Genomic DNA, 10,587 nt, shown 5'->3' with positions numbered 1-10,587 from the left:
CGCGGTCGTAGAGCTGGGTGAGGTTCCCGGCGGCGGCGGTCTCGCCGAGCAGGATCGCGCCGATCAGCCGCCCGTCGCGGATGATCGCCTTCTTGTAGGTGCCGCGGGAGACGTCGGTGAACCGGACGACCTCGACGCCGTCGTCCTCGTCGCCGAAGTGCGTCTCCCCCATCGACGCCAGCTCGATCCCGGCGGCCTTCAGCCGGGTGATCTGCCGGGCGCCGGTGAAGCGGGCGCCGGGGTCGGTGCCCGCGAGCAGCCCGGCGAGGATCCCGGCCTGCTCCCAGGCGGGCGCGACCAGCCCGTACACCTCGTCGCGGTGCTCGGAGCACTCCCCGATGGCCCGCACCGACGGGTCAGCGACCGAGCGCAGCTCGTCGTCGACGATCACGCCGCGGCCGACGGCGAGGCCCGCGGCGCGGGCGAGCGCGGTCTCGGGACGGACGCCGCACGCGACGACGACCAGGTCCGCGTCGATCGTCTCGGCCGCGCCGTCCGCGTCCAGCTCCACGCCGGTGACCCTGCGGTCGCCGCCCGTCCCGGACGTGCGCACGCCGGTGACGCCGACGCCGACGCGGGACCCGACGCCCAGCCCGGCGAGCGTCCGGGCCAGGACCCGGCCCGCGGCGGGGTCGAGCTGCCGTTCCATCAGGTGCCCGGCCAGGTGCAGGACGGTGACGTCGAGGCCCGCGGCCGGCGAGCCCGCGCGCGGCCTCGATGCCGAGCAGCCCGCCGCCGATCACCACGGCGCGGCGCGCGGCGTCCGGCGAGCTCCGCTGATGCGGCGGCAGTCGTCCAGGGTGCGGAACGCCAGGGCGCCGCGCGGCATCCCCTCGGCGAGGCCGGGCATCGGCGGGACGAACGCGGTGCTGCCGGTGGCCAGGACCAGCGTGCCGTACGGGGTGACGGTCCCGTCGGACGCGTGCACGGTGCGGGCGGCGCGGTCGATGCGGGTGACCTCGACGCCGAGCCGGGCGTCGACGCCGTGCGCGGCGTACCAGGCGGCGTCGACGAGCGCGATGTGCTCGGGGTCGGCGGCCCCGGCGAGGACGTTCGACAGCAGCACCCGGTTGTAGGGGCGCTGCGGTTCCGCGCCGAACACGGTGACCGGGACGGACGGGTCGCGGTCGCGCAGCTCGCCGACGAACCGGGATCCGGCCATGCCGTTCCCGACGACCACGACGTTGCGCGGGCCGCCCGCCGAGGAGCCGTTCGCGCGGGTCATCGTCCCACCGCCTCGGGGGCGCCGATCTGCAGCAGCGGCTTGATCTGCTCCCGCTCGACCTCGAACTCGATGCTGGGGTCGGGCGTCTCGGGCGCGTTGACGAACGAGACGAACCGGCGGAGCCGCTCGGGGTCGTCCAGCACGTCGCCCCACTCGTCGGAGTAGGCGTCGACGTGCCGTTCCATGGCGGCGTCGAGTTCGGCGCAGATGCCGAGGCGGTCCTCCATGACGACCTCCCGGAGGTAGTCCAGGCCGCCGTCCAGGTCCTCCAGCCAGCTCGCGGTGCGCTGCAGCCGGTCGGCGGTGCGGATGTAGAACATCAGGAACCGGTCGATGGCGGTGATCAGCCCGTCGTCGGACAGGTCGCTCGCGAGCAGGTCGGCGTGCCGGGGCCGCATGCCGCCGTTCCCGGCGACGTAGAGGTTCCAGCCGTTCTCGGTGGCGATGATCCCGAAGTCCTTGCTCTGCGCCTCGGCGCATTCGCGGGCGCAGCCGGACACGGCCGACTTCAGTTTGTGCGGGGCGCGCAGCCCGCGGTAGCGCAGTTCGAGCCGGATGGCCATGGCGACCGAGTCCTGCACGCCGTAGCGGCACCAGGTCGACCCGACGCACGACTTCACCGTCCGCAGCGACTTGCCGTAGGCGTGCCCGGATTCGAACCCGGCGTCGACGAGCCGCCGCCAGATCCGCGGGAGCTGCTCGACGCGGGCGCCGAACAGGTCGATCCGCTGCCCGCCGGTGATCTTGGTGTAGAGGCCGAAGTCGCGGGCGACCTCGCCGATCACGATCAGCTTCTCGGGGGTGATCTCGCCGCCGGGGACGCGCGGGACGACCGAGTACGTGCCGTTCTTCTGCAGGTTGGCGAGGAAGTGGTCGTTGGTGTCCTGCAGCGCGGCCTGCTCGCCTTCGAGGATGTGGCCGTTGCCGAGGCTGGCGAGGATGGAAGCGACGGCGGGCTTGCAGATGTCGCAGCCGCGGCCCCGCCCGTGCTCCTCGACGAGGCGGGTGAAGCTGGCGATGCCGCTCGCCCGGATGATGTCGAACAGCTCGGCGCGGCTGTGGTCGAAGTGCTCGCAGATCGCCTTGCTGACCTCGACGCCCGCCGCGGTCAGCTCGGCGTCCAGGAGTTTCTTCACCAGCGGGACGCACGACCCGCAGCTCGTCCCGGCGCGCGTGCACGCCTTGACCTCGCCGAGGTCGGTCAGCGACCGCTCGGAGACGGCGCAGCGGATCGTCTCGGCGGTGACGTTGTTGCAGGAGCACACGACGGTGGCGCCGGGCAGGTCGCCGCCCGCGGCCTCGGTGCCGCCGAACAGGACCTGGTCGGGGGTGCCGGGCAGCGCGCCGCCGACCTGGGCGCGCAGCGCCGCGTAGGACTCGGCGTCGCCGACCAGCACGCCGCCCAGCAGCGTGCGCGCGTCGTCGCTGACGATGATCTTCTTGTAGACGCGGGCGACGGGGTCGGTGTAGGTGACCCCGAGCGCCCCGTCGGCCCGGTCGGCGAACGGGTCGCCGAAGCTGGCGACGTCCACGCCCATCAGCTTCAGCTTCGTGGACGGGTCGGCGCCCTCGAACACCGCGTCGGCGTCCTGCGCCAGCCGTCCGGCGACGATCTCGGCCATCGCGAAGCAGGGCGCGACCAGCCCGTACACGACGCCGTCGACGAGGGCGCACTCCCCGATCGCGAAGATCGCGGGGTCCTCGGTGCGGCAGCCGGCGTCCACGACGATCCCGCCGCGCTCCCCCACCGGCAGGCCGCAGCCGCGGGCCAGTTCGTCGCGGGGCCTGATCCCGGCGGAGAACACCACGAGCCCGGCGTCCAGCACGGCGCCGTCGGCCATCCGGACGCTCGCGACGGCGCCGTCCGGGCCCGCCTCCAGCGCGCTCATCGGGGTGCCCGCCCGCACGTCCAACCCGAGGGACTCGATGTGGCGGCGCAGCATCGCGCCGCCGCCCTCGTCGAGCTGGCGCGGCATCAGCCACGGCGCGACCTCGACCACGCTGCTGCGCAGCCCGAGGCCCTGCACCGCGCGGGCCGCTTCGAGGCCCAGCAGCCCGCCGCCGACGACCGCGCCGCTCGTCCGTCCCCGCGCGTAGTCGCGGATCGCGTCGAGGTCGTCGATCGTCCGGTAGACGAACACGCCGGGCAGGTCGGCGCCCGGCACGGGCGGGACGAACGGCGCGGAACCGGTCGCCAGGACCAGCGCGTCGTAGGGCACCTCGTGACCGGCGTCGGTGGCGACGGTCCGGGCCGCGCGGTCGATCCCGGTGACCCGCTCCCCGGCGCGCACCGCGACCTCGTCGCCGTGCGGCGGGTACGCGAGGTCGGCGCCCTCCAGGTGCGTGGTCAGCGCCACCCGGTCGTAGGCGGTCCGGCTCTCCTCGCCGATGACGGTCACGTGCCACGTCCCGGCGGCGTCGCGCTCGCGCAGGACCTCCACCAGGCGGTGCGCGGCCGGACCGTGGCCGACCACGACGAGCCGCCGGACGTTTTCGTTGTCGGCTCCCATGCCGACGATCATCTGACCGCCGTATTACCCGGGCAGGTCCCGGATGTCACCTGTGCGTTAACTGCCCCTCACCGCGCGCGTCCCGCCGACACGGGCCCGTAACGTCCGTCCCCGGCGATCGTCCGTTACTCCCGGGACGGACGGGGCAGCACACTCCGCGACAGCCGAACGACTCGAAGGGGGAGCCCGACATGGGCGAGTCGAACCACCCGATCCGGGGCGAGCATCGCTACGAGCAGGAAGTGACCTCGGTGGACGAGCACGAGGAGCGTCCCGGCAAGAGCCTCGTCACCACCGACCACCAGGTCATCCGGCAGTGGGCCGGCGAACGGGGCGCCGAGCCGTCGACCGTGCCCGGCAGCGACTACGGGGGCCGCCCGGGGAGGCTCCGCCTCGACTTCCCCGGGTACGGCGGCGAGAACCTGGAGCACATCTCCTGGGACGACTGGTTCCGCACGTTCGACGAGCGGGAGTTGAACTTCGTCTACCAGGAGCACAAGAAGGACGGCGCCCAGAGCAATTTCTTCCGCCTGGAGAACCCGGGCCGCGACGACGACCGCTGACCCGAAGCGACCCACCCGCCGAGATCGGCGGGATCGGCGGGATCGGCGGGCAAGACCCGCCCGTACGGTCCACGCCCCCCGGACGGCCGACGCACGGCCCGGCCGGGCGATGCGCGCCCCGCAAGGGAGTGCGCGGTCCCGGCGAGCGGGCCGGGCGCCGCCAGGCGCACGAGGGCCGCCGGACGGTCAGCGGGCCCGCCGACCGATGCCCGGACCCGCCCGGACCGTGCGCGGGCTCGGCCGGAGGGCGGGCCGTATCGCGCCCGGCCCGTGGCTTTACGCAGTAAGGTCACGCCTGGTCGGGTCGGCGGCGCGCATCACGGCGCGGTCGGCGGCGCCCGGAATCGCCCTGTCGTTTTGTCGGCGGTCCACCGAACTCGACCCGGCCTTGTCCGCCGCCCTCGTACGGGAACGCTCCAATTGCTCATTTCGTGACGAAAAAACACTGCATTCCGTTGCCGCCGCCCAATCCGGGTGTGCGGCCACACACGTATTTCCGGCATCCCTTGATCTCGCGGCGGGAGAGGCGAGACTGGCGAGTTCGAAAGCCAGGTGCGTTTCCGATCCCAAGGAGAACTCGTGGCCTCCCCGCCCCTGTCAGTTCGAAGAACCCGCTCCCCGTTCCCGTGCCGTCCCCCGCAGCTCCGCGTCGGCGACCTGCTCCGCCCGCATCTCGACTCGGTCGTCGAGGAGATCGCCGGGGAGATCCGCCGGCAGCTCCCCGCGTACGCCCACCCCGCCGACAGCGTCCAGGGCCGGCGGATGGTCCGGACGATCTCGACGACGGTCCGCGGCTTCGTCGACGCGGTCGACGATCCGGCGCCGGACTGGACGCCGCTGACGGACCTGTACGCGCACATCGGCGCCCGCGAGGCGTCCGACGGGCACGGCCTGGACAACATGGAGGCGGCGCTGCGGCTCAGCAGCCAGATCACCTGCCGCCGGTTCATCAGCCACGCCTACGACTTCGGCTGGTCGCAGGAGACGCTGTCGATGCTCACCGAGTCGCATTTCGGGCTGCTGGCCATCCTCGTCGACGCCGCCGCGGAGGGGTACGCCTCGACGCGCGAGGAGCTGGCGACGCGGCGTGAGCGGGCCCGCGGGCGGCTCCGCGACGTCCTGGTCGCCGACCCGCCGATCGGGCGGGAGGCGATCCGGGAGCTGGCGAAGGCCGCGGACTGGACGGCCCCCGAGACGATCTGCGCGGTGGCGCTGCGCGGGCCGGTGGGCGGCACCGCCCGGCTCGTCCCCCCGACGGTGCTGGCGGACTGGTCGGGCGACGACCCGTATCTGGTGGTGCCCGACCCGGACGGCCCGGGTCAGGAACGGCTGATGGCGGCGCTGGCCGACGCCTGCCCGGGGGCGGTCGGCCCGACCGTCCCGGTGGACCGCGGCGCGGTGTCGCTGCGGTGGGCGCGGCGGGCCGTCGCGCTGGCCGGTGCGGGGGTGCTGCCCGACGGCGGGACGGTCCGCTGCTGCGACCATCTCGCGACGCTGATCACCGCGGAGGCGCGGGACTGGTGGAGGCGGCGGCGCCGCAGTACCTGCGGCCGCTGATGGAGCAGCCGTCGCCGCGCCGGGAGATGCTCGCGGAGACGCTGCTGACGTACTTCAACAGCGGCGGCAACGCGGTCGTCACCGGACGGCAGCTGCACATCCATCCGCAGACGGTGCGGTACCGGATCCGGGTGATCCACGAGATGTTCGGCGGCGAGCCGGCGGCGCCGGACACCAAGCTCGCCACGATGATCGCGCTCAACTCGATGCTGCGGCTGACCCCGGCCGCCGTCCCGGATCCCCCCGCCTGACCGCGCCGCGTCCGGTGGGCGTCGCCGCGCTCATCGAAGGGCGCGTTCCCGGACGCCCGCGTCACGGTGTTCACCGCGACTGCGGCGCCCGACGGACCGCGGGGCGATGATCCGTGACGCGTTCGACGCGGACGGTCTCGCGGCCCGCTGCCGGGGCGCGGGACGTTCTCGCCCGGTGTCCGTGGACGGCGGCGGACCGGCCGCGGCGGGGATCGCCGGGCGAGCACGGGCACGCGTCCGCGTCGGGCACCATGGAGGGGTGACGCAGGTTGTGGAGCGGGGGGCCGGGCTGCGCGCTCTGGCGGACCTCGTCTCGGACGGGGACGTCGTGGTGCTGAGCGGCGCCGGCATCTCCACCGAGTCGGGCATCCCGGACTATCGCGGAGAGACGGGGCTGAGCAGGCGGCGGGGCGACCCGATGACCTACCAGGCGTTCACCGGCAGCGCGGAGGCGCGCCGCCGGTACTGGGCGCGCAGCCATCTGGGGTGGCGGCACATCAAGGCGGCGCGGCCCAACGCGGGGCATCTGGCGGTCGCGGAGCTGCAGCGCCGGGGCCTGCTGGCGGGGATCATCACGCAGAACGTGGACGGGCTGCACGGGGCGGCCGGGGCGGCCGGGGTGATCGAGCTGCACGGTTCGCTGGACCGGGTGGTGTGCCTGGCGTGCGGGGCGCGCACGCCCCGGGGCTATCTGGACGCGCGGTTGCGTGCGGCCAATCCGGGGTTCGGGGAGCCGTCGGGCGGGAGCGCGGGCGATCATCCGGGCCTGCACGGCCAGGACGGTTCGGTCAATCCGGACGGCGACGCGGAGCTGGACGACCGGGCGGTCGACGCGTTCCGGGTGGTGGGCTGCGACCGGTGCGGCGGGCCGCTGAAGCCGGACGTGGTGTTCTTCGGGGAGAACGTGCCGCCCGCGCGGGTCGCGGACTGCTTCGCGCTGACGGGGCGGGCCGGGGCGCTGCTGGTGCTGGGGTCGTCGCTGACGGTGATGTCGGGGTACCGGTTCGTGCGGCGCGCGGCCCGGGACGGGATCCCGGTCGGGATCGTGAACCGGGGCCCGACGCGGGGCGACGGGGACGCGCTGGTGACCCTGGACGCTCCGCTGGGCGAGACGCTCGGCGCGCTGCTGGGCGAGCTTCCCGGTCCGTCCGCGGCGCCGTGACGCGGCGCCGTGACGCCACGCCGAACGCCCCGGAGGTGATCGGTCAGGCGGGCGGCGGCAGCAGGTCGGCGAGGAGTTCGGCCAGGTGGCGGGGGCGGGCCTGCGTGCCGGCCTCGATCTGGGTCCGGCAGGAGAACCCGTCGGCCAGGACGGTCGTGCCGGGATCGGCGGCGCGGACGGCGGGCCACACGCCCTGTTCGGCGACGGCGGCGGACACTTCGTGGTGGCCGCGTTCGAAGCCGAAGTTCCCGGCGAGGCCGCAGCATCCGACGTCGAGGGTGTCGGTGCGGACGCCGGCGCGGTCGAGGACGCGCCGGTCGGCGTCGAACCCCATGATCGCGTGCTGGTGGCAGTGCGGCTGCGCGATCGCGCGGACGTCCGGGCCGTCGCGTCCGTCGCGGGGGGCGAGCGGCGCGGCGCCGCCGGTCTCCTCCTGGTGCTCGTCGAGCAGTTCGGCGAACGTGCGGGTCTGGTCGCGGAGCCGCGCGACGTCGTCCTCGACGGCGTCGCCCGCCATCAGGTCGGGCGCGTCGGAGCGGAACACGGCGGTGCAGGACGGTTCGAGGCCGACGACGGGGACGCCTTCGCGGAGGCGGGGCGCGAGGGCCCGCACGGTGCGGCGCAGGACGCGGGACGCGACGTCGAGCTGGCCGGTGGAGATCCAGGTGAGGCCGCAGCACAGCGCGACGGGCGGGACCTCGACCTTGTATCCGGCCGCTTCGAGGACGCGGACGGCGGCGCGGCCGATGTGCGGGTGGAAGTTGTTGGTGAAGGTGTCGAGCCACAGCACGACGCGGCGTCCGCTTTCGGGGGCGTCGCCGGGTTCGCGCTGCTTGAACCAGTCGGTGAACCGCTGGGCGGCGAACCGCGGGATCGTCCGTTCCGCCGCGATGCCGCCGGCGAGTTTGGCGGCGCGTTCGGCGCCGGGGACGGCGAGGGCGGTGTTGACGGCGCGGGGCGCGGCGGCGGCGAGCCGGGCCCACAGCGGCAGCCAGCCCATCGTGTAGTGCGCGGCGGGCCGCGGGCGGCGGGCGTAGTGGTGGTGGAGGAACTCGGCCTTGTAGGTGGCCATGTCGACGTCGACGGGGCAGTCGCTCTTGCAGCCCTTGCAGGCCAGGCACAGGTCGAGGGAGTCCAGGACGTCCTTCGACCGCCAGCCGTCGGTGATGACGACGGCGCCGCCGGGGCCGGGCGCGGCCGGGTCGGGGATCGCCCCTCCGGGTCCGGCGGGTTTCCCGCCGGGGACGTTCCGCATGCCGCGCATCATCTCCATGAGCATGCGGGCGCGGCCGCGGGTGGAGTGTTCCTCTTCGCCGGTGACGCGGTAGCTGGGGCACATGACGCCGCCGGACGAGGCGCGGCATTTGCCGATGCCGACGCAGCGGGCGGCGGCGTGGGCGAACCGGTGGCGGTCGCCCGGGTAGGCGAACGCGGTGGCGGGTTCGTCCGGGTGGTAGCCGAGGCGGTCGAGGTTCTCGTCGAGCCGGTACGGGTCGACGATCTTGCCGGGGTTCATCCGGCCGCCGGGGTCGAAGATCGCCTTGAGGCGGCCGAACAGCGCGACGACGTCGTCGCCGAACATGATCGGCAGGAGTTCGCCGCGGGCCTGCCCGTCGCCGTGCTCGCCCGACAGCGACCCGCCGTAGGACGCGACGAGCCGCGCGGCCCGTTCGACGAACTCGCGGTACCGTCCGACGCCGCGGCCGTCCTCCAGGTCGAACGGGATGCGGGTGTGGACGCAGCCCTGCCCGAAGTGCCCGTAGAGGGAGACGGGGTCGTAGCCGAATTCGCGGATCAGGCCGCGGAAGTCGCGCAGGTAGTCGCCGAGCCGTCCGGGCGGGACGGCGGCGTCCTCCCAGCCTTCGTGGGTGTCGGGCCGTCCCCTCGGGTAGGCGGTGGCGCCGAGCCCGGCCTCGCGGACCCGCCACAGCCGCTGTTCGATGGCGGGGTCGCGCAGGAACGCGCGGCGGGGCTCGAGGGGCGCTTCGCGCATGGCGTCGACGAGCGCGCGGCCGCGCTCGTCGGCCTCCTCCTCGGTGTCGCCGCCGAACCGGACCATGAGCCAGCCGGACCCTTCGGGCATGTCGGCGAGGACCTCGGGCCCGGCGAGGCGGTCTTCCTTCGCGAGCCGCAGGAGGGTGTCGTCCATTCCTTCGAGCGCCAGCGGCTCGAACGGCAGTACCCGCTTGACCGCCTCTCCCGCATCGCAGACGTCGTCGTAGCCGAGGACGACCAGCGACTGGTGGGCCGGGACGGGGAACAGCCGGATCTCGGCGCGCAGGACGGTGACGAGGGTCGATTCGGACCCGACGAGGGCGCGGGCGACGTCGAAGCCGTTCTCCGGCAGGAGCGAGTCGAGGTTGTAGCCGGACACGCGGCGGGGGATGTCGGGGTAGCGGGTGCGGATCTTCTCCATGCCGTCGTCGCGCAGTTTCCGCAGCGCCCGGTAGATCTCGGCGCGACGGCCGCCCGCCGCCAGGACGCGGGCGTACTCCTCGTCGGAGGTGGGCCCGACCCACGTGCGCAGTCCGTCGTAGGTGAGGATCTCGAGGCGCAGCACCGAGTCGACCATCTTGCCGTACGCCTGCGCGGACGCGCCGCAGGAGTTGTTGCCGACCATCCCGCCGACGGTGCAGGTGTCGTGGGTGGAGGGTCGCGGGCCGACCATGAGGCCGTGGGGGGACAGTTCGCCGTTGAGGTCGTCCAGGCACGCGCCGGGCTCGACGATCGCGGTGCGGGCGCCGGGGTCGACGGATTCGAGGCGGGTGCAGTATTTGGACCAGTCGATGACGACCGCTTCGTTGCAGCACTGCCCGGCCAGGCTGGTGCCGCCGCCGCGCGACAGGACGGGGACGTCGTGCTCGGCGCAGACGCGGACGGCCTCGGCGCCCGCGTCGATCGTGCGGGGGACGACCACGCCGATGGGCGGCTGCCGGTAGTTGGAGGAGTCGTGGGCGTAGACGGCGCGGGACCCGGCGTCGAACCGGACCTCGCCGTCGACCCGCCCGGCGAGCGCCCGCCGCAGCGCGGCGCGCCCGTCCCCGGTGGCCGTGTCCCCGTCGCGTCCGGTGCGTCCTTTCTGTTCGCGCCGTGCGCGCTTTCCCCGCGCGGCGCGTTCCACCGATGCAGCCATGACCGTCGGGGTACCCGCCCGTTGCGGTTCAATCGCGGGCGAGGCGGGTGGCGGACTCCAGCAGCGGCGCGTGCACGAACGCCTGCGGAATGTTGCCGCGCAGCTGCCGCTGCCGGACGCGACTCCTCGGAGAACGACGTGCGCGCGCGCGGCCCCGGCGTGAACGTGCTGGTGCACCCCGAGTGC

At 74.3% G+C, this 10,587-nt stretch carries 6 protein-coding genes and 2 pseudogenes; 4 read left to right on the top strand and 4 right to left on the bottom strand.

Translation table 11 applies throughout. The annotated features are described in order from the left end of the window. The 3 genes and pseudogenes from BJF79_RS60985 to nirB form a co-directional block, all read right to left on the bottom strand. Positions 1-172 (bottom strand): annotated as a pseudogene (locus BJF79_RS60985) (NAD(P)/FAD-dependent oxidoreductase); the annotation flags it as partial. 162 nt (positions 173-334) lie between these two features. After that, positions 335-1,162 (bottom strand): annotated as a pseudogene (locus BJF79_RS51235) (NAD(P)/FAD-dependent oxidoreductase); the annotation flags it as partial. Between the two features lie 59 nt (positions 1,163-1,221). Further along, on the bottom strand, positions 1,222-3,735 hold the full coding sequence (gene nirB, locus BJF79_RS21560; RefSeq protein ID WP_075899977.1) for a nitrite reductase large subunit NirB: 2,514 nt from the start codon (positions 3,733-3,735) through the stop codon (positions 1,222-1,224). A 191-nt stretch (positions 3,736-3,926) separates the two neighbouring features. Here nirB and BJF79_RS21555 point away from each other — a divergent pair, with 191 nt between their 5' ends. The 4 genes from BJF79_RS21555 (at position 3,927) to BJF79_RS21545 (ending at position 7,268) form a co-directional block, all read left to right on the top strand. Next, entirely contained in the window at positions 3,927-4,298 is a 372-nt protein-coding gene (locus tag BJF79_RS21555; RefSeq protein WP_075899969.1) for a hypothetical protein, read from the top strand. Between the two features lie 579 nt (positions 4,299-4,877). Then, positions 4,878-5,855 carry a hypothetical protein gene (locus BJF79_RS21550; RefSeq protein ID WP_083733644.1) on the top strand — a complete coding sequence of 326 codons (978 nt, stop codon included), beginning with the start codon at positions 4,878-4,880 and terminating at the stop codon, positions 5,853-5,855. After that, entirely contained in the window at positions 5,819-6,106 is a 288-nt protein-coding gene (locus tag BJF79_RS51230; RefSeq protein WP_083733643.1) for a helix-turn-helix domain-containing protein, read from the top strand. The genes BJF79_RS21550 and BJF79_RS51230 overlap by 37 nt, the downstream gene beginning before the upstream one ends. A 106-nt stretch (positions 6,107-6,212) precedes the next feature. Continuing rightward, positions 6,213-7,268, top strand: coding sequence for an NAD-dependent protein deacetylase (locus tag BJF79_RS21545; RefSeq protein ID WP_083733642.1), 1,056 nt, complete (start codon positions 6,213-6,215; stop codon positions 7,266-7,268). A gap of 43 nt (positions 7,269-7,311) precedes the next feature. On the opposite strand, the gene BJF79_RS21540 is transcribed toward BJF79_RS21545, so the two are convergent. After that, positions 7,312-10,401, bottom strand: coding sequence for an FAD-binding and (Fe-S)-binding domain-containing protein (locus BJF79_RS21540; RefSeq protein ID WP_083733641.1), 3,090 nt, complete (start codon positions 10,399-10,401; stop codon positions 7,312-7,314). Positions 10,402-10,587: the final 186 nt, after the last annotated feature.

The organism is Actinomadura sp. CNU-125 (assembly GCF_001942465.1).
In the GTDB taxonomy this organism is placed as follows: domain Bacteria; phylum Actinomycetota; class Actinomycetes; order Streptosporangiales; family Streptosporangiaceae; genus Spirillospora.
This window is presented reverse-complemented; position numbering and strand designations above follow the sequence as displayed.

Coding starts and splice junctions, on each gene's coding strand:
- BJF79_RS21540 (WP_083733641.1), bottom strand. CDS start 10,401: ATGGCTGCATCGGTGGAACGCGCCGCGCGGGGAAAGCGCGCACGGCGC.
- BJF79_RS21545 (WP_083733642.1), top strand. CDS start 6,213: ATGATCCGTGACGCGTTCGACGCGGACGGTCTCGCGGCCCGCTGCCGG.
- BJF79_RS21555 (WP_075899969.1), top strand. CDS start 3,927: ATGGGCGAGTCGAACCACCCGATCCGGGGCGAGCATCGCTACGAGCAG.
- nirB (WP_075899977.1), bottom strand. CDS start 3,735: ATGGGAGCCGACAACGAAAACGTCCGGCGGCTCGTCGTGGTCGGCCAC.